This is a genomic window from Methanoculleus sp. (assembly GCF_020696975.1).
Taxonomy (GTDB): domain Archaea; phylum Halobacteriota; class Methanomicrobia; order Methanomicrobiales; family Methanoculleaceae; genus Methanoculleus.
In genome coordinates this window covers 195,716-222,693 of the sequence record NZ_JAJGBK010000032.1, presented here as the reverse complement: position 1 = coordinate 222,693, position 26,978 = coordinate 195,716, and the positions used below count along the sequence as shown (strand labels likewise).

At 63.7% G+C, this 26,978-nt stretch carries 30 protein-coding genes and 1 tRNA gene; 19 read left to right on the top strand and 12 right to left on the bottom strand.

Annotated features, from left to right (window positions below; translation table 11 throughout):
- Positions 1-48 precede the first annotated feature (48 nt).
- Positions 49-1,269: an MFS transporter gene (locus tag QZ650_RS11195; RefSeq protein WP_292519050.1), complete on the top strand. Its 1,221-nt coding sequence runs from the start codon at positions 49-51 to the stop codon at positions 1,267-1,269.
- On the opposite strand, the gene QZ650_RS11190 is transcribed toward QZ650_RS11195, so the two are convergent.
- From QZ650_RS11190 to QZ650_RS11170, 5 genes are all read right to left on the bottom strand, one after another.
- The gene (locus tag QZ650_RS11190; RefSeq protein ID WP_292519051.1) at positions 1,259-1,630 is read right to left on the bottom strand and encodes a DUF5518 domain-containing protein; all 372 of its coding nucleotides are present in this window, start codon (positions 1,628-1,630) and stop codon (positions 1,259-1,261) included. The two genes, QZ650_RS11195 and QZ650_RS11190, sit on opposite strands and share 11 nt — an antisense overlap.
- A gap of 59 nt (positions 1,631-1,689) precedes the next feature.
- On the bottom strand, positions 1,690-2,028 hold the full coding sequence (locus QZ650_RS11185) for a DUF5518 domain-containing protein (protein ID WP_292519054.1): 339 nt from the start codon (positions 2,026-2,028) through the stop codon (positions 1,690-1,692).
- A 62-nt stretch (positions 2,029-2,090) separates the two neighbouring features.
- On the bottom strand, positions 2,091-3,035 hold the full coding sequence (gene arcC / locus QZ650_RS11180; protein ID WP_292519056.1) for a carbamate kinase: 945 nt from the start codon (positions 3,033-3,035) through the stop codon (positions 2,091-2,093).
- Between the two features lie 4 nt (positions 3,036-3,039).
- Positions 3,040-4,338, bottom strand: coding sequence for an arginine deiminase family protein (locus QZ650_RS11175; protein WP_292519058.1), 1,299 nt, complete (start codon positions 4,336-4,338; stop codon positions 3,040-3,042).
- Between the two features lie 4 nt (positions 4,339-4,342).
- Complete coding sequence (locus QZ650_RS11170) at positions 4,343-4,507, bottom strand: hypothetical protein (RefSeq protein WP_292519060.1); 165 nt, start codon at positions 4,505-4,507, stop codon at positions 4,343-4,345.
- A 198-nt stretch (positions 4,508-4,705) separates the two neighbouring features.
- Here QZ650_RS11170 and QZ650_RS11165 point away from each other — a divergent pair, with 198 nt between their 5' ends.
- Positions 4,706-4,849, top strand: coding sequence for a hypothetical protein (locus tag QZ650_RS11165; protein WP_292519062.1), 144 nt, complete (start codon positions 4,706-4,708; stop codon positions 4,847-4,849).
- A gap of 74 nt (positions 4,850-4,923) precedes the next feature.
- Here the strand turns inward: QZ650_RS11165 and QZ650_RS11160 are convergent, their stop codons facing one another.
- Positions 4,924-5,421, bottom strand: coding sequence for a hypothetical protein (locus QZ650_RS11160; RefSeq protein ID WP_292519064.1), 498 nt, complete (start codon positions 5,419-5,421; stop codon positions 4,924-4,926).
- Between the two features lie 353 nt (positions 5,422-5,774).
- On the opposite strand from QZ650_RS11160, the gene QZ650_RS11155 reads away from it, so the two are divergent.
- The 12 genes from QZ650_RS11155 (at position 5,775) to QZ650_RS11100 (ending at position 19,574) form a co-directional block, all read left to right on the top strand.
- Entirely contained in the window at positions 5,775-6,725 is a 951-nt protein-coding gene (locus QZ650_RS11155; protein WP_292519066.1) for an ATP-binding cassette domain-containing protein, read from the top strand.
- Between the two features lie 5 nt (positions 6,726-6,730).
- Positions 6,731-7,567: an ABC transporter permease gene (locus QZ650_RS11150; RefSeq protein WP_292519068.1), complete on the top strand. Its 837-nt coding sequence runs from the start codon at positions 6,731-6,733 to the stop codon at positions 7,565-7,567.
- A gap of 3 nt (positions 7,568-7,570) precedes the next feature.
- Complete coding sequence (locus QZ650_RS11145) at positions 7,571-8,458, top strand: DUF4097 family beta strand repeat-containing protein (RefSeq protein ID WP_292519070.1); 888 nt, start codon at positions 7,571-7,573, stop codon at positions 8,456-8,458.
- Positions 8,459-8,502: 44 nt separating this feature from the next.
- Positions 8,503-9,456, top strand: a complete 954-nt coding sequence (locus tag QZ650_RS11140) for a chemotaxis protein CheW (protein WP_292519072.1) — start codon at positions 8,503-8,505, stop codon at positions 9,454-9,456.
- A gap of 157 nt (positions 9,457-9,613) precedes the next feature.
- Positions 9,614-11,974 (top strand): Cache 3/Cache 2 fusion domain-containing protein, encoded by a 2,361-nt coding sequence (locus tag QZ650_RS11135; RefSeq protein WP_292522505.1) that lies wholly within the window; start codon positions 9,614-9,616, stop codon positions 11,972-11,974.
- Between the two features lie 11 nt (positions 11,975-11,985).
- Positions 11,986-14,235: a chemotaxis protein CheW gene (locus QZ650_RS11130; protein ID WP_292519076.1), complete on the top strand. Its 2,250-nt coding sequence runs from the start codon at positions 11,986-11,988 to the stop codon at positions 14,233-14,235.
- A 21-nt stretch (positions 14,236-14,256) separates the two neighbouring features.
- Positions 14,257-15,561, top strand: coding sequence for a hybrid sensor histidine kinase/response regulator (locus QZ650_RS11125; RefSeq protein WP_292519078.1), 1,305 nt, complete (start codon positions 14,257-14,259; stop codon positions 15,559-15,561).
- A complete protein-coding gene (locus QZ650_RS11120) occupies positions 15,551-16,960 on the top strand; it encodes a PAS domain S-box protein (RefSeq protein ID WP_292519080.1) in 1,410 nt (469 codons plus the stop codon). Before QZ650_RS11125 ends, QZ650_RS11120 begins: the two co-directional genes overlap by 11 nt.
- A gap of 13 nt (positions 16,961-16,973) precedes the next feature.
- On the top strand, positions 16,974-17,438 hold the full coding sequence (locus QZ650_RS11115; protein ID WP_292519082.1) for a GNAT family N-acetyltransferase: 465 nt from the start codon (positions 16,974-16,976) through the stop codon (positions 17,436-17,438).
- A gap of 61 nt (positions 17,439-17,499) precedes the next feature.
- On the top strand, positions 17,500-18,603 hold the full coding sequence (locus QZ650_RS11110; protein ID WP_292519084.1) for a DUF362 domain-containing protein: 1,104 nt from the start codon (positions 17,500-17,502) through the stop codon (positions 18,601-18,603).
- A gap of 1 nt (position 18,604) precedes the next feature.
- Positions 18,605-19,174 (top strand): flavodoxin family protein, encoded by a 570-nt coding sequence (locus QZ650_RS11105; RefSeq protein ID WP_292519086.1) that lies wholly within the window; start codon positions 18,605-18,607, stop codon positions 19,172-19,174.
- A gap of 52 nt (positions 19,175-19,226) precedes the next feature.
- Complete coding sequence (locus QZ650_RS11100; RefSeq protein ID WP_292519088.1) at positions 19,227-19,574, top strand: 4a-hydroxytetrahydrobiopterin dehydratase; 348 nt, start codon at positions 19,227-19,229, stop codon at positions 19,572-19,574.
- On the opposite strand, the gene trxA is transcribed toward QZ650_RS11100, so the two are convergent.
- Entirely contained in the window at positions 19,571-19,987 is a 417-nt protein-coding gene (gene trxA / locus QZ650_RS11095; protein ID WP_292519090.1) for a thioredoxin, read from the bottom strand. The two genes, QZ650_RS11100 and trxA, sit on opposite strands and share 4 nt — an antisense overlap.
- Positions 19,988-20,131: 144 nt before the next feature.
- Here trxA and QZ650_RS11090 point away from each other — a divergent pair.
- Positions 20,132-20,206: transfer RNA gene (locus QZ650_RS11090), tRNA-Met, on the top strand.
- Between the two features lie 342 nt (positions 20,207-20,548).
- On the opposite strand, the gene purF is transcribed toward QZ650_RS11090, so the two are convergent.
- From purF to QZ650_RS11075, 3 genes are read right to left on the bottom strand one after another with little or no spacing between them, the layout of a single operon-like run.
- Positions 20,549-21,988 (bottom strand): amidophosphoribosyltransferase, encoded by a 1,440-nt coding sequence (gene purF / locus QZ650_RS11085; protein ID WP_292519092.1) that lies wholly within the window; start codon positions 21,986-21,988, stop codon positions 20,549-20,551.
- A gap of 9 nt (positions 21,989-21,997) precedes the next feature.
- The gene (locus tag QZ650_RS11080) at positions 21,998-22,180 is read right to left on the bottom strand and encodes a 50S ribosomal protein L37e (protein WP_292519094.1); all 183 of its coding nucleotides are present in this window, start codon (positions 22,178-22,180) and stop codon (positions 21,998-22,000) included.
- Between the two features lie 14 nt (positions 22,181-22,194).
- On the bottom strand, positions 22,195-22,422 hold the full coding sequence (locus QZ650_RS11075; RefSeq protein ID WP_292519096.1) for an LSM domain-containing protein: 228 nt from the start codon (positions 22,420-22,422) through the stop codon (positions 22,195-22,197).
- A gap of 110 nt (positions 22,423-22,532) precedes the next feature.
- Between QZ650_RS11075 and QZ650_RS11070 the strand changes: the two genes are divergently transcribed.
- The 4 genes from QZ650_RS11070 (at position 22,533) to QZ650_RS11055 (ending at position 24,303) form a co-directional block, all read left to right on the top strand.
- A complete protein-coding gene (locus QZ650_RS11070; protein ID WP_292519098.1) occupies positions 22,533-23,030 on the top strand; it encodes an RNA-binding protein in 498 nt (165 codons plus the stop codon).
- Between the two features lie 51 nt (positions 23,031-23,081).
- Positions 23,082-23,459 carry a cell division protein SepF gene (gene sepF, locus QZ650_RS11065; RefSeq protein WP_292519100.1) on the top strand — a complete coding sequence of 126 codons (378 nt, stop codon included), beginning with the start codon at positions 23,082-23,084 and terminating at the stop codon, positions 23,457-23,459.
- Positions 23,459-23,986 (top strand): ZPR1 zinc finger domain-containing protein, encoded by a 528-nt coding sequence (locus QZ650_RS11060; protein WP_292519102.1) that lies wholly within the window; start codon positions 23,459-23,461, stop codon positions 23,984-23,986. Before sepF ends, QZ650_RS11060 begins: the two co-directional genes overlap by 1 nt.
- A gap of 80 nt (positions 23,987-24,066) precedes the next feature.
- Positions 24,067-24,303: a hypothetical protein gene (locus tag QZ650_RS11055; protein ID WP_292519104.1), complete on the top strand. Its 237-nt coding sequence runs from the start codon at positions 24,067-24,069 to the stop codon at positions 24,301-24,303.
- A gap of 297 nt (positions 24,304-24,600) precedes the next feature.
- On the opposite strand, the gene purM is transcribed toward QZ650_RS11055, so the two are convergent.
- Together purM and QZ650_RS11045 are read right to left on the bottom strand one after the other, a co-directional pair.
- Positions 24,601-25,593 (bottom strand): phosphoribosylformylglycinamidine cyclo-ligase, encoded by a 993-nt coding sequence (gene purM / locus QZ650_RS11050; protein ID WP_292519106.1) that lies wholly within the window; start codon positions 25,591-25,593, stop codon positions 24,601-24,603.
- Positions 25,586-26,974, bottom strand: a complete 1,389-nt coding sequence (locus QZ650_RS11045; RefSeq protein ID WP_292519108.1) for an aspartate kinase — start codon at positions 26,972-26,974, stop codon at positions 25,586-25,588. The genes purM and QZ650_RS11045 overlap by 8 nt, the downstream gene beginning before the upstream one ends.
- Between the last annotated feature and the right edge of the window lie 4 nt (positions 26,975-26,978).

Here is a 26,978-nt window from a genome sequence, read left to right as displayed (position 1 = left end):
TCCGTGGAGCACCTTGATGAGAACAGCCTTCCAGGACCTCCTTTGAATATGCCCGATCCTCTTCCAGACAACCGGCAGGAAGTGCGCGACCTCTCGATGCAGCTCATCCTGCTGCTCGGCGTGGCAAGCCTTTTCGGGAGCCTGGTCTCAAACGGTGCCCGGAGTGTCACCGGCCCCTACATCCTCCTTCTCGGGGGAAGTGCAGCGGTCGTCGGGCTGGTCGCCGGGTTCGGCGAATTCATAGGCTACGCGCTCCGGTCTGCCACCGGCGCCTACGTCAACCAGAGCCGCCGTTACTGGAACGTAGCGATGGCCGGCTACGGTCTGCTCGCCGCCATCCCGCTCCTGGCGTTTGCCGGCCGGTGGGAGGGGGCGGCCATCCTCATCATCGCCGAGCGGGTCGGAAAAGCCATCCGGACGCCGGCCCGGGACACGATCCTCTCCCACGCGACGACGGCCATCGGGAGGGGGTGGGGGTTCGGGGTTCACAAGGCGCTCGACCAGGTCGGCGCGGTCATAGGCCCCCTCGTCATGGTGGCCGTCCTGGCCTTCACGGGCAGTTACGCTCCAGGCTTTCTTCTGCTCGGAGTCCCTCTTGCCGGTGTCGCCATGATACTCCTCTTCGCCCGGTCGGCTGTCCCGAAACCGGGGCGCCTGGAGGTGAACGGGGGGACCAGGGAGACCGGAGAGGAACTGCCGGGGATCATGCCGTATGCCACGTTCATCTTTCTCGGCATGGCCGGGTTCGCCAACTTCCCGCTCATCTCCTTTCACCTGAAGGCGCAATCGATCATCCCCGATGCCGCCATTCCCCTCTTCTACGCCTCGGCGATGGTGGTCTCGGTCATCGTGGCGCTGCTCATCGGGCGGGCCTTCGATCGGATCGGCATCCACACGCTTCTCGCCATCCCGATCCTCAGCATCGCGACGGTCCTGCTCGCCTTCTCGCTCACACCAGGTGCGGCGCTTGCCGGTTCACTCGTCTGGGGAGCCGGGATCGGGATCTTCGAGACCGTTCTCCGGGCGTCGATCGCAGAGTCCACGGCGGCGGACCTGAGAGGGCAGGTCTACGGCACCGTGAGCGCGGTCTTCGGGACGGCGTGGTTCGTGGGGAGCGCCGTGATGGGGGTCCTCTACGACGTATCCCTGGGCCATATCGTCGCATACGTCGTCATCGTCGAGGTTGCGGCGCTGATCGCTTACCTCTGGATGTACCGCTGCCGTATCGCTGTAAGGTTCCAGGAAGGGCTCGGGAACCTCATCCCGTAACCCGCCGGCGCTCCACCATCCATGCCTTGAGCGCCCCGCCGATGGCGCCGCCGACAGCACCGAGGATCCCGAAGTAGAGGGCGAGAACAAAGAGAAGGGCAGCTATGCCGAGGCCGATGAGGGTGCCGATCGGCCCGAGGATCGCCGTCCCCCCGATGACGGCGATGACCGAGAAGATCGCGGCGACGATGAGCCCGTCAAGGAGCCCCCCGAGAGCGCCCCTGACCGCGCCGGGCGGGCCGAGGTAGCCGCCGATGATCCCCCCGACAATCGGGCCCGCTACCGGGAAGAACGGGCTGATGAAGAGCATGAAGATGAACCCCACGAGCGCAGAAACCCAGTATGAACCGTATTTCGCCAATCCAGCCTCCAGGTAGAGAATAGCCGGGGAGGGTGACCCACCCCGGTGTTCGCTCCGCGTCAGCGCCGGATCGCCCCGGCGATGACGCCGCCGATCAGGGAGAGGATGCCCTGGTAGATGAACGCCGTCACGATGATGACGAGCGATGTCCCGAGGCCTGCGACGAACCCGAACGCCCCGAGGAAAACCGTGCCGCCAACGAGGAGCAGCACCGCGATGACGATGGCACCGAGGATGCCGGCAAGCAGCCCGGCCTTTGCACCGATCTCGATCCCGCGCCCGGCCAGCCACCCGGCAACAAAACCGCCGACCAGAGGTCCGATGACCGGCAGCAGGAAGCCGAGGATGAGCCCCACGAGCCATCCGACGATGACACCCGTCCAGAAGTTATTAGCCATACCCTTCTATCACCGCCGGGAATTTGGGGATCACATATATAAGTGTTGGGGTGAGGCCCCGGTTACCGGCATATCCGGGTTCCCGCCTGCCCGGCAAGGGCGGATGAAGCCTGTTCAAGCGATGCGATGGTTGCCCGCTCTCCCCCGGATTCAAGGAACCCGATGGCCGCCTCGATCTTGGGCCCCATGCTCCCGGGCGGGAACTGCCCCGCCGCGAGGTGCTCGCGTGCTTCGGCAACCGTCATCTCATGGATTTCCTGCTGACCCGGCCGCCCGTAGTTCAGGGCGACACGCTCGACGTCGGTCAGGATCAGCAGGTCGTCGGCGCCGACGAGCTGGGCGAGGAGCGCCGCGGTGTAGTCCTTGTCCACCACCGCCTCGACGCCCCGGAGAATGCCCCCCGGGCCTGCAACCACCGGGACGCCCCCGCCGCCGGCGGCGATCACGACCGCCCCGGCCGAGAAAAGCCGGACTATTGCCTCCTCCTCCACGAGGCCGATCGGGCGCGGCGAGGGGACCACTCGCCGGTAGCCCTGCCCCGGTATCTGCACCATCCGCCAGCCCTGCTCCTCCTGGAGCTTCCTGGCCTGCATCGCGGTATAATACGGACCAATGGGCTTCTCCGGTCTCCCAAACGCCGGGTCGTTACCCTCCACGAGCGTCTGGGTGAGCACCGTCGCGACCGGGCAGTCGACTCCGGCCGCAAGGAGAACTTCCTGCATCGACTGCTGGAGCAGGTAGCCGATCATCCCCTGGCTCTCCGCCCCGCAGACGTCGAGCGGCATCGGCGGGAGGATATCCTTCGCTATCTCGTTCTTGAGGAGGATATCCCCCACCTGGGGGCCGTTCCCGTGGGTGATGACGACGCCATACCCCCCGGCTGCAATCGCGGCAATCTGCCGGGAGGCTCTCCGGACGTTCGCGGACTGCTCTTCAGCGGTCCCCGTCTCCCGGTGCTGCAGGATGGCGTTCCCGCCGAGCGCGATCACCACAGCCTTCCCCGGCACCTCCTCACCCCCGCTCCAGCGTGCAGGTCATGCAGTGGGGGCCGCCGTAGCCGCCCGTCAGGTTCTCAAGGTGGAGCGGGCAGACCTCGATGCCGTGGCGGGAGAACTCCTCCCTGTCCGGGAAGAACCGTCCAGCACCTTGCATCCGGCGGTAATCCTCTTCTGCATGGCGGAGAAGTTTCCCGTACCGCCGCGGGTCGCCGGCAGCCTTCCGCTCCAGGTTCAAAAGGACCGTCCGCATCACCTGCTCCCCCTCCACCGCAAGGATGCTCCCGTCCCGGATGCAGAGGATGTTCGCGGCGTAGGAGAGTTGCTCAAGGATCGAGAGATCGATCACGGCAAACCCCTTTGACCGGATGTAGTCGTAGAGGTTCGTCGTCTCGCTCGAGACCTCGTAGCCGGCGTCCGCCCGGTGGTAGACATCAACCTGTGCCCGCCGCAGGAGGACCTCTGAGCCGATCACCACCCCGCTCCCCGCGACGTTGAAGTAGGTGTCAAGGTGCATGTCGACCATCGGGTCGGGCCGATCGCTCGGGATGAGCGGGTGGCCCGGCTGGCGGACGACGCCGATCTCGTCGAACTCCGGGGCGAAGTCAAGGAACTGGCATATTCCAGCATGGTTCGTCCGGTCGCCGGTGCCGACGAGGGCGAACTCCCCCATCGGCATGAAGTCGCCGCCCTCAAACGCCCCCGGCTCCTCGACCGTCCCGGCGATGGGGATGCCGAGGATCTCCCAGAGGAACCGGGTAACCTCGGGCTCCCGGAGCCGCTGCCGCTTCGCCGGGCGTCCGACGACGAGGCCGGAGCCGGTCACCGCCTGCTGGTCGCGCATGAAGTAGAGGTTCGCGAGCGGTTCCTGCCCCGGGACCCGGACGTCCACCCCGCTGTGGAGGTGCCCCCTTCCGACCTCGATGACCGGGTTCAAGAGGAGGAGCGTAAAGAAGTGCAGCGAGTCCAGGGCGTCGGCGTTCTGCTCCATGCTCCGGCGGGCCTCCGCCACCTCCCGTCTCCCGCCCCGGAGGGTGACGGTCCCGTAGGCCCGATCGACGAGCCGCCGGCGCACTCCCGGATCGCGGTCGGCGGCATCCAGGATCGTCTCCTTGAGGTGCAGGACCCGGACCCCGAACTCCTCGCGGAGGGTCCGCACCAGGTTATCATGCTCCCGGCGAGCCTCATAGCGGCTGAACGCCCGCTCATAAAGCGCTGCATACGGTTCCAGCAGCCCGAAGAACATCTCGATCCCCGGGCGGTGGACGGCGACCTCCCGGAGCCGCTCCCACTCCGCCCGCACGCCCGCCGCCATCCTCTCACCGCCTCCGCCCGGGGCCGATGAAGTAGTATGCGATCATCACCCCAACGGCCGTTGCCGCGGCAGAGACCCAGTTCACCCGCCCGCTGATGGTGAAACTGATCCCGGCAAAGACGGCAAACGCCAGCATGCCGTAGAGGAGGATTTTCACGTATCGATGCATCTATGGGGGTTCTCTCGCCGGAGAACGGATAAACCTGTCGCGGCGCCGGCCCCCCGGAGAGCGAAACCGCAATCGTTAATATTCGGTGAAACAACCGGCATTCAAGAAATATTATCCACCCGTCTCCAGGGAGGTGTTCATACGAAGATCCGGCGCTACAAACCCCCAATCTCAACGACCGCGAGACCGTTTAGGAGAATGCAGCGGCTGCAGCGCAACCCGACCTTCATCCCGCTCATGACCGGCCCGGTGGTGAACGCCGTCGTGCTCGCGGCCCTTTCGGCAACATCGGCCATGTCGGGACTAATCCTGGGATTCAGCATCCGTCTCGCAGGGCTCTGAGGCTCTCCACGGAACCCCGGGCTCACAAGAGGTCCCTCCCCGAGAGGTACTCCGGCGAACCCTTCTTCCCGCGGCTACAGCCCGAGAACGTCCATCACCCGGAGCCCGAAGAGGACCATCCCCGTTCGGAGCGTCCCGAGGAGGGTGTTTCCCTCGACCGTGACGGTCCCGTTTCTCATCGCTGCCCGGAACATGTCAAACGGCTGATCGGAGACCATGACTTCCTCTACCGTCGCGGCATCGGTGGTCACCGTGACGATCGGATCCGGGCGGCCTTTTGCATCGAACTGGAGGATCTTGCGGTCGTGGAAGGTGATCCCGATGACCAGGACGCCGTCCGGGGAGTTGATGTAAAGGTTGACCTTCTCATCCGCGAACGGTCCGGTCACCCATCCCGGCAGCCGGTCGGCGTAACCGTTGTAGGTCAGGGTATACTCCCGCATCGCAAAGAGGAGGTTCACCTCAGCCGGGGTCAGGTCGGCGTTCTCGATCACGAGCCCGCCTGCCGGTGCGACAAGGGCCAGCGCTACGAGGATGAGAAGGGGAATGGCCGGACGAAAGGGCCGGGTCACCGCCGTCCTCCCGTCCGCTCCTTACCTTTCGGCACGCCGGCTCCTGGAACGATGGTATCTGGAGATCCGGCTCCGAGATTGCCGGTCTCGATAGGTGAGGGGTAGCCGCACATGCCGTCTCTGAGATGGGATGGGGAGGTTCTGGTATTTCATAATATCTATCAGGACCGGCTGCCGGCAAGATGCCGGAACGGTTTTACCGACCTGACCCGCAGCCCGGGTTGCGGCGGGGGGACTGAGCCGGAGATCGCCCGGGCCTCCGGGCCGGTCCGCCGCATCCCGGCAGGGAAAGGGAGATATGGCAGCACCATGCATGTGGATACGGCTCCCGCACCGGGGCGGGATGGTGACCGATGGGAGGAGACGATATCATTGAGGTCAGGGGCCTCGAGCATGTCTTCGACGGCTTTACGGCGGTACGCGGCATCAGTTTTACCGTCCGGAAAGGCGAGATCTTCTCCTTCCTCGGCCCGAACGGAGCAGGAAAGAGCACCACCATCAACATCCTGATAACCCTCCTTCCGCTCCAGAAGGGCACGGTGCGGGTGGCGGGCCACGATGTCGCACAAGAACCCGGACGGGTCCGGGAGTCCATCGGCATCGTCTTCCAGGAAGATGTGCTCGATCGCGATCTCACTGTCTGGGAGACGATGGAGTTCCACGGGCGGCTTTACAGTATTCCCCGCGACGAGCGTCGACGGCGGATTGACGACCTGCTCCGGGTCGTGGAACTTGACCCGAAACGGAACGAGCGGACAAAGAACCTCTCCGGGGGTATGAAACGGCGGCTCCAGATCGCCCGGGGACTGATGACCCGGCCGAAAGTCCTGTTTCTCGACGAACCGACACAGGGGCTCGACCCTCAGACACGGATGCGGATGTGGGAGTATATCCGGCAGGTGAACAAGACCGGGACGACGATATTTTTGACGACACACTACATGGAAGAGGCCGATATGCTCTCGGACAGGATCAGCATCATCGACGACGGGAGGATCATCGTCTCCGGCACCCCGGATGCCCTGAAGAACACCCTCGGCGAGGATGTCGTCTACCTGGAGACCGAGGATGACGGGAAAGCACGGGAGACCCTCCGGGGGGTCGAGGAGGTCCGCTCGATCAAGGAGTCGCCCCGGGGGCTCTCGATCACGATCTCAACCGACGGGAGCCACTGTCTCCCGAGAATCGTCGAGCGGGTACGCGGTGCCGGGATCGGGATATCGAGCGTGAACTTAAAGAAACCGACGATGGACGATGTCTTCGTCCACTACACGGGGAGAGAACTGCGGGATACCACAGGGTGAGCGGCATGGCATGGGAGTTCCTCACCGTCTACTGGCGGGAGATGATCCGGTTCGTCCGCTTCAGGACGCAGCTCTTCGCATCGCTCCTGCAGCCGGCGCTCTGGATGGCTTTCTTCGGCGTCGCGATGTCCTCGAACTTCAACCGGTTCACCTCGGCCATCCCACCCCCGCCGGGCGTCTTCTCGGTCGACTACCTCACCTTCATGGCCGCCGGGGTGATCGCGATGACGACCCTCTTTACGAGCCTCTTTGGGGGTATCAGTCTCCTCTTCGACAAAAACTGGGGGCTGATGCGGGAGATGCTCGCGAGCCCCATGCCCCGGACCCACATCATGATGGGGGTCAGCCTCTCGGGGATGACGAAGTCGTTCATCCAGGTCTCCATCATTATGGCCTTCGGGCTCCTCCTCGGGGTCCGGTTCTTCCCCGGGTTCTCGCCCGTCCAGATCGCCGTCTCGGTCATCGGGATATACGCGTTCGTCGGCGTCTTCTCGCTCGGGTTCCTCCTCTTCTCCTCCACAATCTCGATGCGTCTTGAGACACCCGAAGGGCTGCAGGGGATCATCACGCTCCTCACGCTGCCGATCTTCTTCGTCTCAAACGCCCTCTACCCCATCCAGGCATTCCCGCCGATCCTCCAGGCTCTCTCGATCTACAACCCGCTCACCCACCTGGTCAGCGGCATCCGCTACTTCGCTCTCGGCAGCGACTTCTTCGCCGTCGGTGCCCGCTACACCTACACAACGGCCGACGTCCTCGGATCGTTCGCTTACCTGGTGGCGTTTGCGACGGTGATGTACTTCCTCGCCCGCCGAACGTTTCAACGGGCGGTGGTTACATAACGGGTGAGCACAAGAGAGGCAATCATGCAGGGAATCGGGTATGCAGCGCTGGCCCTCACTGCCCTCATCGTTTTCGCCGCTCTCCCCGGGTGCACCGGGGTGCCGGGCCTTGAGACGACGGAGGAGTTCAACCGGACGGTCACGGTAGAGCCCGGGAGTGCAGTCGTCGTGATCAACCGAAACGGTGGCGTGACCGTGGACGTCCGGGAGGGGGAGACCATCGCAATCAGTGCGGTCAAACGGTCCGTCTACGGTCAGGCCGAACTCGATAAGGTCCAGATTGTGGTGACGGAGGGCGATCCCCTCCGGATAGAGACGGTCCATACCGGGACAAACCCGCGGGTGAGCGTGGGCTACACGATACACCTGCCGCCGACCGTCGTCCTGCAGCAGGCCGTGAGTTCAAACGGTCCCATCGACCTCTCCGGGGTGCGGGTGAACGCAACGGAACTCCGGACCTCAAACGGCCCCGTGCGGGTTGACAGCGCTCCCGGCGGCGCTCTTGCGGCAGAGTCCTCGAACGGCCCGATCGAGGTGCGGGGCGCCGAAGGCTACGTCACCGCACGGACGAGCAACGCAGGGATCACCGTGGAGGAGTCCGCGGGGATCGCGGAACTGCGGACATCAAACGGCCCGATCACCGCCGGCATCCACGCTATCCGGGGCGATGTGGCGGTCACCACCAGCAACGGCGCGATAGCGCTCCGGCTCGCGGAGAGCCTGAATGCCCGCCTGGTCGCCACCACCTCAAACGGCAGAATAGCGGTGAACAACCTCCCGCTCCAGGTTGAGGAGTCGTCAGGAACCCGGGTTGCCGGCACGCTCGGGGAGGGAGGGGCGACGATCACCATCACCACATCGAACGGCGGTATCGATCTTACGGGGCTCTGATCCCCGCAACCTTTTATCTGCCCGGGACCAACCTTCGAACACCGATGAACCGCTCACATCTCCTGTTCTTCACCGTTGCGGGGGTGACCTGCGCCCTCCCCCTGGCCGTCGTCCGGCAGGTCGTCAGCATGGTGGCGCTCTCCCCCGGGGCCGAGCACGGGGGGGCGGAGGGCACCATGAACCTGCACGGGAGGACCGTCCCGGTCTACCCGGTCCGGGGACTCCTCGGCCTCCCTGACCGCCCGCCTCTCGCGACCGACGTCCTCATCATCGTCCGTCCCGGCTCAGACTGCATGGCCCTCCGGGTGGACGGGGTGCAGGGGGTGCGGGAAGGTACGCTCCCGCCCGTCGCTGACGGCGGCACGGCCACGCCTCCCGGGGTATTCCCGGCCGGGGACGGGACAGTCCTTATCCACGACCCCGGTGCACTCTGTGCAGCACAAGAGCGCGAGCGGCTCCCCCTCCATTCGGCCGGCGAGGAGGGACTCCCGGAGATAGGAAAGGCCGGCGCGGTTCTCGCAGAACGGGCGCGAGCGATTGCACAGGTGGAGGAAGGGGCGCATGAGACCGGGCTGTCAGAGATCCTCACGTTTCGGCTCGCTTCCCGCGAGTACGCCATCGAGACACGATACATCCGGGAGGTCTTCATCATCCGCGAGATCACCCCCGTCCCCGGGGTGCCCGATTTCATCGCCGGGATCTGTGCCGTACGAGGGGAGATCATCTCCGTCGTCGACCTTGCCCGGTTCTTCTCGATCCCGGAGCAGGGGCTGACCGACCTCAACAGGGTCATCGTCCTCTCGGACGGGACGATGACGTTCGGGATCCTCGCGGATTATATCACGGACATCGGGACCACGCCGACCGGCGACCTCGCTCCCGTACAACCCGGCACGACGCCTATCGACCCACGGTATCTGCTCGGTATCACGGAAGGCTCGCGGGTCGTTCTGGACGCGGGAGCGATCCTTGCCGATCCGAAGATGCCGGTCCAGTAATCTGGAGCAGAACATCCGATTCTTGTGCGGTTAGGTAAAATAGCCACCAAATACGCCGATTTACCGACAGAACATTATTTAACCCACGGTGTGCATCAATCTATTTAGTCATACCGGGGAGGGGAACGGATACAGCATGCTCACATTTTTCTCTGACATGAAAGTCGGGACGAAGATCCTCGTCATCTGCCTCTTTCTTGCGATCATCCCGGCGCTTATGCTCGGCGTGGTAGCGTATACCAGTTCGAGCAGTGTGATCAACGACCAGATCGAGACGCTGCTTGAGACACAGGTGCTTGATGCAAGGGGATGGACCAACGACGTCTACAAACTCACCCGCAACAAGGTGAACAGCGACCTCAACGTCCTCCGGGAGAACTTCTACGCTCGCGGCACGCCCGAGGTGATCGATGGAAAACTGGCGCTGGTCAACGAGAACGCCAACCCCTACATCATCAACGACAACTTCGAGATCGTCGACCAGGTCCAGTCCCTGGTCGGGGGCGCAGCGACGGTCTTTCAGGTGAACGACGATCATGCTGTCCGGGTCTCCACGAACGTCATCGGGACCGACGGCACGCGGGCGGTCGGGACCGAGCTGACCCAGAACGTCTACGACGTCGTCGTCAACCAGGGAGAGACCTATTACGGGAGCAGGGACCTCTTCGGCAAGCGCTACGTCACGGCGTACGAGCCGATAAAGGACAGCAACGGCAAGATCGTCGGAGTCCTCTTCGTCGGGACCGAGGAGCAGGAGACCCTTGACGTCGTCAAGGCGAGCCTCAAGGACACGGTCATCGGCAGGAACGGCTATATGTTCGTCATCGACAGCACCGGGCAGGTCCTTGTGCACCCCTCCCTTGAGGGTGAGAACTGGGCCGGCGAGGGCTTCGTCCAGGAGATGTTCGAGAACAAGGTCGGGGTCATCCGCCACGAGATCGACGGCACCGATATGATCGACGCCTACACCTACTACGAGCCGCTCGACTGGTACATCGTCTCGCGCGCCGATCTCTCCGATTTCACCGGGCCGATCGACACCATCCGCAACACGATCATCGTCGTCGTCCTGGCATCCATCGCCATCGGCGTCGCGATAGCCATTCTCTTCGGCCGTTCTATCTCCGAGCCCCTGCAGCAGGTCGTGTTGATGCTCAAAGAACTCCGCAACGGCCACCTCTCCGCCCGGCTCAACATCAAGCGGCAGGACGAGATAGGGGTCATGGCCGCCACGATGGATGAGTTTGCCGGCGATCTCCAGACGAACGTCGTCGGGAACCTCAAAAAGATCGCCCTCGGGGAGTATGTCCAGGAGTTCCCGGTCACCGACGAGGGCGACGAGATCCGTCCCGCGCTCGCGATGATGGTCCAGTCCCTCGACCACCTCCACAAGGAGACGATCAAACTCACGGACGCCGCCCGTGCGGGGGACCTCTCGATCCGCGGCGACGAGAAGGCGTTTCGCGGCGGTTACCGTATGATCATCGCCGGGTTCAACAAAACCCTCGAATCGATAACCGAACCGGTGAACGAGGCGATGCGGCTTGCCGGATATTACGCTTCCGGCGACTTCACCGCCCGGTTCGACGAGAAGATCCCGGTTGCCGGGGAGTTCGTCGCCTACCGTGACGCCCTCAACACCATCGGGATCGAACTCTCGCGGCTGATGAAACTGATCAGCGAGGAGCTCTACGAAGGGGTCTCGGTCCTCTCCCTTGCATCTAACGAGATCCTGGCGGTCACGAACGAACTCTCCGCGGCCAGTTCCCAGACCGCCGCGACGGTGAACGAGACCTCCGACTCGGTCGAGAGCGTCAGGAAGAAGACCGAACTCGTGAACCAGAAGACGAAAGGAGTCTCTGAGAAAGCGATGCGGGCGCTCGACGTCTCCAAAGACGGCCAGAGATCCGTCCGGGAGATCCTTGACGGGATGGAGCAGATCCAGCGGCAGATGGATATCATCCGGGCAAACGTCATCCGTCTCTCCGAGCAGAGCCAGGCGGTCGGCGAGATCATCGCAACAGTGACCGATATCTCCGAGCAGTCCAACCTGCTCGCGGTGAACGCCTCGATCGAGGCCGCAAAGGCCGGGGAGTTCGGGAAAGGGTTTGCGGTCGTCGCAAACGAGATCCATAACCTTGCCGAGCAGTCAAAGAAGGCGACCGCGAACATCCGGGTCATCCTCACCGATATCCAGCGGGGTGTCTCCTCGACCGCGGTCTCGACCGAGCAGGGGATCCGGTCCGTCGCGGATGCCTCACGGCTGACGAGCAACGCCCAGGAGGCGATCGAGGTGCTCGCCCGGTCGATCGCGGACACTTCGCAAGAGGTCATCGAGATCGCGGCCTCGATCCAGACACAGGCAGCGGGAATCGACCAGATCTCGCGGGCAATGGAGAATATCCGCGACGCCGCCCAGAAGAACCTTGAGACCACCCACAAGGCGGAGAAGACCGCCGAGGACCTGCACGAACTCGGCGACCGCCTGAAGAGGATCACCCAGCAGTACCGGGTCTGATGCAATTGGCCATGGCCGGATCGAACGATGCATTCCGCGCTCATCTCCTCGAGACCTTTCGCGAGGAGGCGGAGGAGTATCTTGAGTCGATCACCGCAGGACTCATCGACCTCGAGAAATCGGGATCGGAGCCCGCGCTGGTCGAGTCGGTCTACCGGAGGATCCACAGCCTGAAGGGGGCCGCACGTGCGGTCAACCTCCGGGAGATCGAGTCGGTCTGCCAGACCCTCGAGACCGTCTTTGCCCTGGTAAAACGGGGCGAGTACACCCCCGGTGTCGACGACTTCGACCTCTTCCACCGGACGCTCGCGGTGGTGAAGGCGCTTCTCCGGGGCGAGCGGCCGCCGAACACCCCGGGGGAGGTGATCGGAGCGCTCCGGGCCATTCCTTCGGGAAAGGGATCCCGGGAAAGGACGGACCCGGCCGTCAGGGAGAGCCGCGCTCCCGGGGGGGAGGCGGCAGGGCATGGTCAGAACGGCGGCACTGTCCGGATTGCAGCCCAGAAACTCGACCTGCTTACTGCCGGGGCGGACGACCTCCTCACGACGCGGCTCTTCATCACGCAGCGGATACGCGAACTCGAGGAGATGGGGGGGCGTTTCGCCCTCTGGCAGTGGAAACACTCCCAGGCATTCAACGACCTGCACCTTATCCGCAGAAAGGCGTTCGGTGAAGAGAAGGCGGTGATCCCTCCCGAACTGGTCCTCCCGCTCCAGAGGGCGGTCGAGTTCCTGGAGTACAACCGTGAGTTCGTGACCTACCTGCAGCACGACCTCGCTACGCACCTGCGTGCCATGGAGATCGACCGGTCGGCACTCGAGGCGAGCACCACCGAGATCTCCGACCTGATCCGCGACGCCGCCCTGCTTCCGGCCGCAAGCATGCTTGCACCGTTCTCTGCGTTTGTCCGGGAGTTCTCCCGGACGTCGGGCAAATCGGTCGACCTCATGATCGAGGGGGGGGATATCGAGGTGGACCGGCGGATCCTGGATGCGCTCCGGGAGCCGATCATGCATCTTGTCCGCAACAGCATCGATCACGGCATTGAGGACCCGGAGACCCGGATTGCGCGGAAGAAACCGGCCGGCGGCACCGTCCGGATCCGGGTCTCTCCCCGTTCGGGGAGCAGGGTCGGGATCGAGGTGGCCGATGACGGCGCGGGCATCGACGGCAACGAGATCCGGCGGATGGCCGTTGAGAACGGGGTGGTGACCGCCGGCGAGAATGCGGCCCTCACGGACAGCGAGGCGATCTGGCTCATATTCAGGTCGGGGATGACGACAAGCCGGGTCGTCACCGACCTCTCGGGGAGGGGGCTTGGGCTTGCGATCGTGGAAGACACCGTCTCCCGTCTCGGGGGGGAGGTGACGGTCTCCTCGACGAGAGGCCGGGGGACCACGATCACCCTGGTCGTCCCGGTCAGGATGGCCACCCTCCGCGGGCTCCTTGTCCGGTCGGAGAAGCAGATCTACGTTCTGCCCATGCAGCAGGTCAAGCAGGTCCTCCGGGTGCGCCCAAAGGACCTGAGCCTGAACGACGGCCGCCCGACAGCCCGGGTTGCGGGGGAGACGATCGAGATCGTCCGGCTCACCGACGTCCTGGGAATCCCCCCATCCGGCCCTCCGTCCGGGGAGGACCGCCCGGCATCCCTGGTCATCATCGCCTACGGTGCAGGAAAGATCGCATGCCTGGTCGACGAGGTGATCCGGGTGCAGGAGATCGTCGTCCGGCCGCTCGGGAGCCAGCTGCGCTTCGTCCGGAGGATCGACGGGGCCGTGATCCTCGGGGACGGGAGGGTGGCGCTTGTCCTCGATCCCCTCGAACTGATCCAGGACGCGACGCAGACGGAGCGGCCGGTCCCTCCCCCGCCACTCCCGGACGAGGCCCCCCGGCAGATCCTGGTCGTGGAGGATTCGGTCACATCGCGGGTCCTGCTGCAGAATGTCCTTGAAGGAGCCGGATATCAGGTAGAGACCGCAGTCGACGGCATCGATGCGCTCGCAAAACTTAAGGAGCATGAGTTTGATATGGTCGTCTCGGACGTGGATATGCCCCGGATGAACGGTTTTGCCCTCACAGAGAAGATCCGTGCCGAAGATCGGCACCCCGCCGGTCTTCCTGTGGTGCTGGTCACCTCGCTCGACTCGCCCGAAGATCGGGAGCAGGGGAGGGCGGTCGGGGCGGATGCCTATATCGTCAAGAGCGGTTTTGAGACGGGAGGATTTGTCGAGACAGTCCGCCGCCTGATGCGCCGCCGGTGACGAACGAGGAGGAGAAGCGAGATGGAAGAGATACAGAAGAGATCGAGGATGAGCATCCTGGTCGTAGAGGATAGCCGGACACAGGCTGAGTTCCTCCGCCACATGCTTGAAGAGGAAGGATACGATGTCACCCTGGCGGCGGACGGTGAGGAAGCCCTCCGGCGGATCGAGGCCGGCCGGCCCGATATCGTCCTGACCGACATCCTGATGCCGGGGATGGACGGGTATGAACTCTGCCGCAGGATCAAGCAGGACTCCCCGGGGATACCGGTCATCCTGGTCACCAACCTCTTTGACCCGGCCGACGTCATGCGGGGCCTCGCTGCCGGGGCTGATAGTTTCATCGTCAAACCGGTCGAGCCCGGACTTGTCTGCTCGCAGATCGAGGCCGTCATGCGGACGGCGGAGATGCCCGACCCGGACGGCTCCCCAGCCCCGCTGGAGATCCCCTTTGCCGGGAGCACCTACACGATTGCCGCAGGGAGGCTCCGGATCTTAAACACGCTCCTCTCGACTTACTCCGTCGCGGTGGCGAAGAACGCCGAGCTCCAGGAGGCCCAGGAGCAGCTGCACTCCTTAAACGAGCAACTCCAGGCGGCCGTGGGGGACCTCTCCCGCAGCAACGAGAGCCTTGCTGCGGAGAACCAGGAACGGAGGCGCGTTGAGGCGGCACTCGCGGACGCCAACCGGAAACTCCAGCTCATGGCCAGCATCACCCGCCACGACCTCTTAAACCAGCTTGCAGCGCTCGAGGGTTACCTGGACCTCGCCCTCTCCCTCCGCGAGCGGGAGCCGGCGAACGCGTGGCAGCACGTCGAGAGCGCCGACGGGATGATCACCCGGATCAGCAATACCCTCCGGTTCACCGCCGACTACCAGAAGGTGGGCGCTGCCTCCCCCGTCTGGCAGGAGATCCGGATGCTTGTGGAGCGGTCGGTGCAGTATGTCCCGACGGGCGCGGTGAGCATCGTGAACGCCGTTCCCGCGGGGGTGGAGGTCTACGCCGACCCGCTCATCGAGAGGGTCTTCTCAAACCTGATCGAGAACGCGATGCGCTACGGGGAGAAGGCAACCACCATCACCTTCAGCCTCAGGCGGGAAAGCGATGGCTACACCATCCTCTGCGAGGACGATGGCGTGGGGGTCCCTTCCGACGAGAAGGAGAAGATCTTCTCCTATGCCTACGGCATGAACACCGGCCTCGGCCTCTTCCTGGCCCGGGAGATCCTCGCCATCACCGGGATCACCATCAGCGAGACCGGGACCCCCGGCAAAGGGGCGCGGTTCGAACTTCTCTGCCCGGTGGAGGTGATCCGTGCAGGGTAAGGATACACCTGCATGCCCCATCATGAAGATCGGAAAGCCTTTCGCCAGCACGCGCAACCGCATCGCGGCCATCGCCGTCCTCGCGGTGCTTGCCCTTGGGGGGAACCTGCTCGGCCTTATCCTCGGCGCCCCGGCGGGCCTTCTCCCCCTTCCCGCTCTCCCGCTCAGCATCCCGATCATCCTCGCGAGTTACTGGTATCCCCGACGCGGCATCCCCTTCTCGATCTGCCTCGCAGCCGTCTACGCCGTCACGGTCTTTCTCCTCTCCCCACCGGATCCCCTGCTCCCGTTCACCATCCTCCCCCGCGCGGTCTTCCTGGTCCTCGTCGGCGGGGTGGTCGCGCTCCTCGCAACGAGGCTGCGGGAGTCCGAGCAGCAGATGCAGGAGATCATCGAGTTTCTGCCCGACGCGACGTTCGCTCTCGACCGCGAGGGGAAGGTCATCGCCTGGAACCGCGCGATCGAGGAGATGACCGGGGTGAAGAAGGAGGCCATGCTCAACCAGGGAGACTACGAGCATGCCATACCCTTCTGCGGTGAACGGCGACCGCTCCTTGCAGACCGGCTCCTCCGGGGCGAGGTCGAGGCCGGGAATCCGCACACCCTCGTCTCCGAGACCTCCGTCCCCCATCTCCGGGGCGGGAAGGGAGCGCATATCAGGTTCACGGCGACCGCACTCCTTGACGCGAACGGCAACGTCGCAGGTGCCATCGAGTCTATCCGGGACGTCAGCGATCAGGTCATGACGGAGGCCGCGCTCCGGAACGCCGGCCGCCAGCTCAACACCCTCTCGGGGATCCTCCGCACCGACCTCGCGAACCGGCTTGCCGTCCTCTACGGCTACCTCTCGGTGGGCGTGATGAAGTTCGACGATCCCGCGGTCCTCTCGTTCATCGATGACCTGCACGATGCTGCAAACGGCATCCGGCGTCAGATCGAGATCTCCCGCGCGTTCCGCGACATCGGGCGATCCCCACCGGGATGGATGCCCGTGCAGGAGACCGTCAGGAACGCGGCAGCGAACCTTCCGTTCGGGGCCGTCTCCCTCGAAGCATGGACCGAGCGGCTCGATGTCTTCGCCGACCCCCATCTCGGGACGGTCTTCACCCATCTCTTCGAGAACGCTCTCGCCCCGGCGACGGGCGCGACCCGGATCGTCGTCACCTACCACCTGCGGCCGGACGGCTGTGCAATCATCGTCGAGGACGACGGGACCGGCATCCCCGATGCGGAGAAGGAGAGGCTCTTCGTCCAGAGGGCGGAAAGTTACGGGCATGGGCTCTTCCTCGCCCACGAGATCCTCGCCATCACCGGGATCACCATCCGCGAGACCGGGACCCCGGGGGAGGGGGCGAGGTTCGAGATCCTTGTGCCGCAGGAGGGTTACCGGATTGACTGAGGAGAAGAGAACAATGGTTCCCGGCGACTCTGGACCCGCACCCCGGCCGGAGGTCCACGAACTCACGCGCACGGAGTTCGCGCTCGCCGACGAGGTCTGGCGTGACTACCACGGTGCGACCGGCGACCCGGCGCGGGACAGGATCTTTGCGGTCTTCCTCGACGGGCGGATCGTCTCGCTTGCCCGGTGCAGGAGGCACCCCGACGGCAGCATGGAGGTCGACGGCGTCTTCACGCCCGAGGCCTGCCGGGGGAGGGGGTATGCCCGCATGGCGGTCGGCGCTCTCGTCACGGCCTGCCACAACGACGACCTCTTCATGTACGCGGTCGAGAGCCTCACGGGGCTCTACGCGGAGTTCGGGTTCGTCTCGATACCGGAACGCGACCTCCCTTTCCCCATCCGGGAGCGCTATACCTGGGCTGCGGGGAATATGGAGGGCGCGGAGGTCCGGCCGATGCGCCGGAGAGCCGGGTTGTGAGCGGTCCGGCGCAACCCTTATCCTCTCCGGCAAGAGAGTACCCGAACGAGGAGCCCAAACAATGGCAGACGTCTATTTTGCCGGTCTCAGGGCACGGGGCCACCACGAGAGCAAAGTCGAGAAGATCCGCCGGCTCTTTGATGCATCCGGTTTTGACGCTGTGGTCCGGCCCGACGACCTTACGGCCGTCAAACTGCATGTCGGGGAGCGGGGGTGCGACACCTACATCCACCCGGTCTTTGCCCGGCAGGTGGTCGATAAGGTGAAGGAGCGCCGGGCCCACCCGTTCATCACCGACACCGCCACCCTGTACGCGGGGAGCCGTGCGGACGCCGTCCGGCATACCGTCACCGCCATCGAGCACGGTTTTGCCTACGCGGTCGCCGGCGCTCCGGTGATCGTCGCCGACGGCCTCCGGGGCGGCTACTGGCGGGAGGTCCCGATCGAGGGGAGACACTTTGCGAGCGTCCGGATCGCGGGGAGCATCCTCGACGCCGAGAGCATGCTCGTCCTCTCGCACGTCAAGGGCCACGACCTTGCCGGGTTCGGGGGGGCGATCAAGAACCTGGCGATGGGCTGCGCCCCGCCGTCAGGGAAGGCGGAGCAGCACGCCGGCCGGCCGTTCGTGGAGATCGAGCGGTGCGGGGGGTGCGGGAAGTGCACCCGGGTCTGCCCGCAGGCGGCGATGACCCTCGCAGACGGGCGGGCGATCCTCAACCCGGAGCACTGTGTCGGGTGCGGGGACTGCATGCGCGCCTGTCCGACAGGCGCGATCGAGTTCGACTGGACAACGGAGATCCGGCCGTTTCTCGAGCGGCTCTGCGAGTACGCCCTTGGGGCCGTCCGCGATAAACCCGGGCGGGTCGGCTACATCAACTTCCTCCTCGGCATCACCCCCGACTGCGACTGCGTCCCCTGGAGCGACGCGGCGATCGTCCCGGATATCGGGATCCTCGCCTCGACCGACCCGGTCGCCATCGACCACGCGAGCCTCGATCTCATCAACAGCGAGCGCGGAGTCCCCCGGACGGCGCTCGCGAAGAATCTTGCTCCCGGTGAGGACAAGTTTAAGGGTGTCTGGGACTACACGGACGGCAAATATCAGATCGAATATGCCGCCGGGATCGGGCTCGGGGACGCCGATTACCGGCTGATCGAGGTGTGATATGGAGACCAGAAAGGTGGTGCTGCTCTGCGGGAGCCCCCGGCTCGAAGGAAACACCGCACAGGTGCTTGCCGAGTGCGCAAAGGTCATCGAACGGGAGGGGCTCGAGGCCGAGACCGTGCTGCTTGCAGAAAAGCACATCCTCTCCTGCACGGCCTGCGGGCTCTGCACCGGCGGGGAGTGCGCTCTTGACGACGACCTAAACGAGATCATCGATACGATCCGGGAGGCCGACGGGTTCATCGTCGGGACCCCGGTCTACTTCGGGACCGCCCGGGGCGACGTCACGGCAGCGCTGCAGAGGATCGGGATGGTCTCGATGGCGTCGGACTCCTTCCTCTCGCGGAAGGTGGGCGGCCCGATCGTCGTGGCACGGCGGGGCGGGCATACCGCAACGCTCCAGGAACTGCTGATGTTCTTCCTGATCAACGATATGATCGTGCCGGGCTCGACCTACTGGAACATGGTCTTCGGGTGGGCGCCGGGCGAGGCCCTGAACGACGAAGAAGGGATGCGGACAATCCGGCGGTTCGCCGAGAACGTGGCGTTCCTGATCAAGAAACTGCACTGAGGCTCCGGCGCCGGAGAAGAACCTTTTTCATCCTGTCCGGAGAGGGATCAGCATGGATCTTTCGTCTGAGGCGACGAGGCCGGATGTCGCGGATACGGCACCGCTGACCCGGCGGGAGATCGCCGATCTCCTGTTAGAAGTCCCGGACTGGTCACTTGAAGACGGGCGGCTCTCTGCCCGGTTTGCCTGCAAAGGGTTCTCCGAAGCTCTCCACTTTCTCGGCGAGATCGCCGCGTTTGCCGCGCGGGAGAAGCATCTTCCGGATATCGGGATCCGCGAGAACCGGATCGTTGATGTGGCCTGGTATACCTACGCCATCGGCGGGCTCTCCAGAAACGACTTCATCATGGCTGCACGCCTCTCCGAGCGGCTCCGGTCCCGGCAGGGCGGGACCCTCTAGCCGGTGCCGAAGGCCCTCATGATCTTCGACCGGATAGCATCCCTGGGGAGCGCACCGACCACCCGGTCGACGAGCGCGCCGTTCGCAAAGAAGAGGAGCGTCGGTATCGCCGATATGCTGAAACTCATCGCCACCCGGGGATTCTGGTCGACGTTGCACTTCGAGAAGGTCACCCTGCCGGCGAAGTCACGCGCAAGGTCCTCGATCACCGGCGCCACCATCCGGCAGGGGCCGCACCATTCCGCCCAGACGTCGACGACAAGGAACGGGTGATCCTGCAGGGTTGCCTCAAATGTATCGTCCGTGACCTCGATGATGCCTTCCCGGTTGCCGATGAACCGGGCCTCCATATCCCGGAGGCGCTCTTCCCGGAGACGCTGCAGATCGTCGTCCACCGGTCCTTTCTCTTCCATGCAACGGAGGTATGGCGCACGCCCCTATAAAAGATTGCGTGGGAACGTCCGGAATTCGAGCACCGGGAGCATAAGAGCGGCGGCCGGGCATTCAGATAACTATATATCCGGGCACGTACAATATTATATACCTCACAGGTAGGAAGCGAGGTGGGGTAGTCAGGAAATCCCGGCGGGCTCATAACCCGTAGATCGATGGTTCAAATCCATCCCTCGCTATGCTCGGTTCTTCTGCGTTTTTGCACGATTTTTCGTATCGATTGTTCCTTTGTAACGAGCCCCTGCGTCTCTTGAGATCTCTTCCCGGCGAGCCCGCCTCTCGCGCAAGCGCCCGGGCTCGGCAGCACGCATAGAAGTGGGCCCTGACCCGGCATTGCTATGATAGAGAGTGCCCGATGCACCGGACCGTGGCGGACAGCGCCCGCACTCCCCCTTTTTCTCCACCCCGGGCGCGATACCCGAGGAAATTCGTGCATGGGTGCGTGCCCCATGGTAAGCGCCGGATCAAGATTCAGGAGAGTCCGAACACCCGGACAAAAAAAGGAAACCCACCGGGGGAACTTACGCCGTCCGTTTCTTCTCGGCCTTGAAGGCCGAGAGGTCGGACTGGTGGGTGCCGGCGACGTAGTCCACGACGCAGTGGCAACTCCGCTCCCCGTGGATCTCCACCGGGTAGCATCCGGTCAGGCACCCGGTGCAGAGGTTCCGCTCACCACACCCGATCGCCTCCACCAGGTCATCGAGCGGGATGTAGGTGAGCGAGTTCGCGCCGATGCTCTCCCGCACTGCCTCGACATCGCTGCCGCTCGCGATCAACTCCGCGCGGGTGGGCATATCCACCCCGAGGTAGCAGGGCGCGATGATCGGCGGAGAACCGACCCGGAGATGGATCTCCTCCGCCCCCGCGTCCCGGATCATGTTCACGATCCGGCGGGAGGTCGTCCCCCGGACAATGCTGTCGTCGACCAGGATCACCCGTTTGTCCTTGAGGTTCCCCCGGACGGTGTTGAGCTTGATCCTGACCGCGCGCTCCCGCTGCTTCTGGGTCGGCATGATGAATGTCCGGCCCATGTAGCGGTTCTTCATCAGGCCCTCGACGAACGGGGTGCAGGACCGCTCAGCGTAGCCTGCGGCGTACGCGATCCCGGAGTCGGGGACGGGACAGACCGTATCGGCCTCTATCGGGCTTGCATCATAGAGTTTCTGGCCGATCTGGCGCCGGACGTCGTAGACCAGTTTTCCGTCCATCACCGAGTCGGCGCGGGCGAAGTAGATGTACTCGAAGATACAGTAAGCCCGCCGGTCCGCCGTTGCGATCTGGACGGAGGAAAGCCCGTCCTCATCGATGCAGAGAAGTTCTCCCGGCCGGACATCGCGAAGAAGCGTGCCGTCCAGCGCATCGATCGCCACGCTCTCCGATGCAACGATGTAGCCCTGGTCAATCCTCCCGATACAGAGCGGCTTGATGCCGAGCGGGTCGCGGAACGCATAGACGGTGCCGTTGACCAGCGCAACGACTGCATAGGAGCCCCGCAGGCGCCGCATGCAGAGCCGGACAGCATCCTCCATGCTTTTTGAGGTCCGGAGCGCATCGGCGATGATACTCCCGATGATCTCGGTATCGGTCGTCGTGGAGAAGATCTGTCCCCGGCGCTCATACTCCTCCCGGAGTTCGGCCGTGTTCACCAGGTTGCCGTTATGGGCGATCGAGAGATCAAGCCCCTGATACCGGAAGTTGAACGGCTGAACGTTCTCCGGGACTTTTGACCCGGTCGTCGGGTAGCGGACGTGTCCAATTCCGGTGTTGCCCCGCAGCCTCTGCAGGGTCTGGCTGTTGAAGACCTCAGCAACAAGTCCCTGGGCTTTATGCGTGTACAGGGTCGTGCCTTCAAAAGTAGAGATCCCTGCGCTCTCCTGCCCCCGGTGCTGGAGAGCGTACAGGGCGTAGTACAGCGGAAAAGAGACACCGCCAGCATCGACGACGCCAACGATACCACACATGATACAGCTCTAATGCGTCGGTACCTTTGCCTTCTTCTCCGTCCAGCGGTAACTGCGAATCCTCCGGCTTTTTCCAAAGCCACAGGACGCGCAGACCTTGTGCTGCGCGTGGAACGAGATCTTGCCGCAACGCCTGCAGGCGATGTGGGTACGCTTCTGTCGCTTGCCCATTGAGGGTGTGCCTTTTGACATGCTCTCTCACCTACTTATTCGACTGAAGGAGTAATGTAAATTACGTTGTCACCGCGGACGATCAGTGTGCCGAGTTTCTGCACTGTGCCGTCCACTTCTTCTTCTGCCTTATCCAATACCAGATTCATGTGAACGTCGTATCCCTGGAGGATTCCCCGGATCTCCCTTCCACCTTTAAGGCTGATGATGACGGGCTGACGATTCAGTACCTGATCTAAAATATCCAACGGTCTTGGCGTCATATGATTACCCTTTGCCGTCCTTTCTGGAGTAATATATTTGAGTGAGGAAGCTACTTAAATATAACCGCGTTGTTGCCCGACGGAGCAGACATCCCCGAGGTCCCTATCCCATGCCGAAGATCACCGTAAAAAGACGCCACGCTATCCGGAAGTCACAGATAACCGAACTCCTGGACCGCCTCGCCGATGAGATCGGCGCGTCCGCCGACCTCTTCCGTTCCGACCGTATCGAGCGGATGGAGACGGACGCCACCGTCGAACTCTACCTCATCGATAAGAAACCGCTCCTGATGGCCACCGAGACCTGGGCCTTCCCCACCCTCCGGGGCCTCATCGAACACCCGATCCCGGAGCGGCGGGTGGTGGTCGATGCCGGCGCGGTCAGGTTCGTCGCGAACGGCGCGGACGCCATGCGCCCCGGAATCGTCTCGATCTCGCCCGATATCCGGGAGGGGCGCCCGGTCCAGGTCGTCGAGGAACGCTACGGCAAACCGCTCGCTATCGGGATTGCGCTCTATGACGCCGCCGATATGGAGGAGCAGGAGAAGGGCAAATCGGTCAAGAGCGTCCATTATGTCGGGGACGACATCTGGAACCTTGAAATATAACCGGGAAAATAAAAAGATACTATTAAATAAAAATCATTCCTCATTTTTTCTATGGTTAAAAAGCTCTTTGACAGCATCCTCGGTAAGAACGCTGTAAAAAATGAAGAGGAATACATGGAGCTCGATCTCGCCTCCTACGAGGGATCGAACGAAGAAGAGCCGGCATCCATGTACATCAAGATCGCGGCCATCGCCGACCTCAAGGATACTCCCCGCGTCAAAGACGAGGTCTACAACGGCAATATCGTCATCGTCGATATCGGGCGGCTGAAGATGGACAAGGTGACGTTCGAGCGGGTCTTAAAGGACCTCCGTGATGTGGCAAAGGACGTGAACGGCGATATTGTCGGTCTCGGCGAGCAGAAGTACGTCGTCATCACGCCGATGTCCGTCAAGGTCTCGCGCGAGAAGATCGGCGGTGGCGTGTAGTGCGGGATTCGTACGCGGGGACCTGCCCGGCATGCGGGTGTGAGATCGAGATCGTCCATCACCGCCTTGATATCCCTCACTTCCCCGACCTCCTGCTCGTCGCGATCGCCTGCGACGCCTGCGGCTACCGGCACACCGACACCATCATCCTCGGGGAGGGCGACCCGGTCCGATGGACGGTGCGCATCGAAGAGCCCGACGACCTCGCGATCCGGGTGGTGCGGAGCACGACGGGGACGATCGAGATCCCGGAACTCGGTCTCGCGGTCGAGCCCGGGATCGCCTGCGAGGGGTTCGTCACCAACATCGAGGGAATCCTCAACCGCTTCGAGCAGGCGGTGGGAACGGTCCTCGCGAACCCCGAGAGCGACGAGGAACGGACGGCCGCACTTAAGATGCTTGGGAAGATCGGCGAGGCACGGGAGGTGGCCTTCCCGTTCACGGTCATCATCGAGGATCCGGCCGGAAACAGCGCGCTCGTCAGTGAGAAAGCCGAAAAGATGCTCCTCGACCAGAGCGAAACCTGAGATTTTCTTTTTTCCTTCGTCGTCGAAGTTAACCTAAAATAGGACTTCCTCCCATAGCGGACGCCCTGAGGTGAAGTGAAATGGCACGAACCATATCGGTGCTGAAATGGGAGAACGAAGGGGAGGTCGAGAATGCCGTCCACGACATAAAAGCGGAGATGGACCAGAAGGGCGGGCTTGACAAGGACACGGAGCGGGCGATGCAGCACTCGCTCCGGGTAGCCGACCCTGACCTTGCGAACCACTTCCTGCAGCGGATCCGGGAACAGGTCCCCGAGGCGCTGCACTACTTCGAGGAGCACGGCGGCGGGGCGTAGACGGCCGGGAGGCCAGGCGCCGGCGAGCGTAGAACGCGAGCGTAGTGAGCGTGAGCACCAGGGTGCGAAGGCGGGCTTGCGATGGCCGAGCAATCTCCTGGCCATTCCAGGCCCGATTTCGCTCGATCCCTGGAATCAGTGAGGCTGTATCTATTGGACACGCTCGTATCACTCATGGCGATTTTGAGAAGGCACCTGCCGGGCGATTGAGAGGTATCGCGCTCGCGATCTGCGAAAAAAGAATAAGACCGGCGATGAGCCGGCGTTGACGGTAACTCGAGGGCGAGGGGAGAACGCTCACTCCATCTCTGTATCCTTCAACCACACACCGGGCTCCCCGGTCACCTCGCCGACAACCCGGGCGCCGGGGATGACCGACTGGATCGCGGCGACGCTCTTCTCCGGGGCGACGAAGGCGTAGCCCATGCCCATGTTGAAGGTGCGGTACATCTCGACGATCCCGATATTGCCGTTCTCCTGCAGCCAGCGGAATACCTCGGGGACCGGGAGGGGATCGGTGATGGAGAACCCGTATCCCGTGAGCCTCTTGAAGTTCAGGAGGCCGCCGCCGGTGACGTGGCACATGCCGTGGATCGTGCAGGCTTCCGTCACCCTGAGAACCTCGTGGTAGATCCGGGTGGGCGTCAGGAGTTCTTCGCCGAGAGTCTTCCCGTTCGAGAGGCGTGTGTCGTAGGAGGCGCACTCCTCGACGACCCTCCGCGCAAGCGTCAGGCCGTTGCTGTGGATGCCGCTTGATGGAACCCCGACGATCCGGTCGCCGGGAACGATCCCTTCCCCGTTGACGATCTTCTCCTTCTTCTGGACCCCAAGGCACGTCCCCGCGAGGTCGAGGCCGTTCACGAGCCCCTTGAGGGTCGCGGTCTCGCCGCCGACGATGTTCATGTTCGCGAGCCGTGCTCCTTCATTCAAACCCTCGCCGATCTGGGCCATCTTCTCGGGGGAGAGGGCATCGGTCGCGATGTAGTCGACGAACGCCACCGGCTCGAGGTTCATCACGTAAAGATCGTTTACGTTCATCGCGATGCAGTCGATCCCGACGGTGCGCCAGTCGCGGAGCGCGTCCGCAACAAGCATCTTGGTGCCGACGCCGTCGACGGCGAGGGCAAGGACGTATGGCCCGCAGTCGATCAGCCCGGCAAAGTGCCCGACATTCCCGAGCATCGAGAACGCGCCGGTTCTCCGGTAGGTGAGTGAATCTATCAGCGCCCGCACCGCCCGGGCCTCGAGGTCGATATCGACCCCTGCTTCACGGTAAGTATGTTCAGTCATCTGAGTTCTCCGAGAGACGGAATTCGTCGTGCAGGATCTGCAGGGCCCGTTTGCCCTCGCCGGCCTTCACGACGAACGAGACGTTCACCTCGCTTGAGCCCTGCGAGATCATCATCGTGTTGATAGAAGCCCGGCCGAGCGCGGAGAAGATCCGGCCGCCCGTCCCCGGGGTGCCGGCCATCCCCGCACCCACGACGGCGACCGCAGCAACATCCCGGTCGTAGGTGGCCTCCCGCACGATCCCCTGCTTCACGAGCGGGGTGAGGGCGCAGATCGCGGCCTCCAGGTGGGACTCGTCGATGATGAGGGAGATGTTTGCCTCGCTTGAGCCCTGCGAGATCATCATGACGTTCACCTCACGCTCCGCGAGCGCGGAGAAGATCGTCTTTGCGACGCCCGGGCGGCCGATCATCTGCGCACCGTTGACGTTGACCAGGGCCACCTTCTCGATCAGGGCGATGGCCTTGACCACCCGCAACTCCCGGTGCTCATCGCGGAGGATGAGGGTTCCGGGGACGTCGGGCTTAAATGAGTTCTTGACCCGGATCGGGATATCCTTCTGCATTGCGGGTTCGACCGAACGCGGGTGGAGGACCTTCGCGCCGAAGAAGGAGAGCTCCATCACCTCAAGGTAGGAGATGTCGTCGAGGACCCGGGCGTCTTTGATGATCCGGGGATCGGAGGTCATCACCCCGTCAACGTCGGTCCAGATCCAGATCTCGTCGGCATCGATCCCGGCACCGACGACGGCGGCCGAGTAGTCGGAGCCGCTCCGGCCGAGAGTGGTGACGATGCCCTGCTCGGTCGCCCCCATGAAGCCCATGATCACCGGGACGGAATCGGCCAGGAGCGGGGCGACCCGGCTCCGGATGCTGGTCTCGCTCGTCGGGAGGGCGCGAGCGTCCCCGTGGTTTGCCGTCGTGACGATCCCGGCCTCGGCGCCGTCGAGGACGACCGAGGAGATGCCGCGTTGCCGGAGGGCAGCGCTCACGATCGGGGCGGAGAACCGCTCCCCGAAGGAGATGATGTAGTCGCGGGACCGGGGAGTCAGTTCTTTTAAGGTATGCACCGCAGTGAGGATATTCTGCAGCCGGGTGAGCCGGTCGTCGATGACGGCCGTCACTTCGTCGGCGTAGTCGGGAGCCACCTCCATAAGGAGCCGGGTGTGCCGGGTCCGCATCGCCGAAAGAAGCGTCCCGATCGGGGGTTGCTCCTTGCTCGTTATGACCTCGTCAGCCACTGCGATGATCTGGTCGGTTATCCCTGAGCATGCCGATACGACCACCGCGACCTCGTCGCCTGCCGCACGGTGCGATTCCACAATGTCCGCGACCCGTCGGATACAGTCTGCCTCTCCAACGGAGGTGCCGCCGAATTTCATTAAA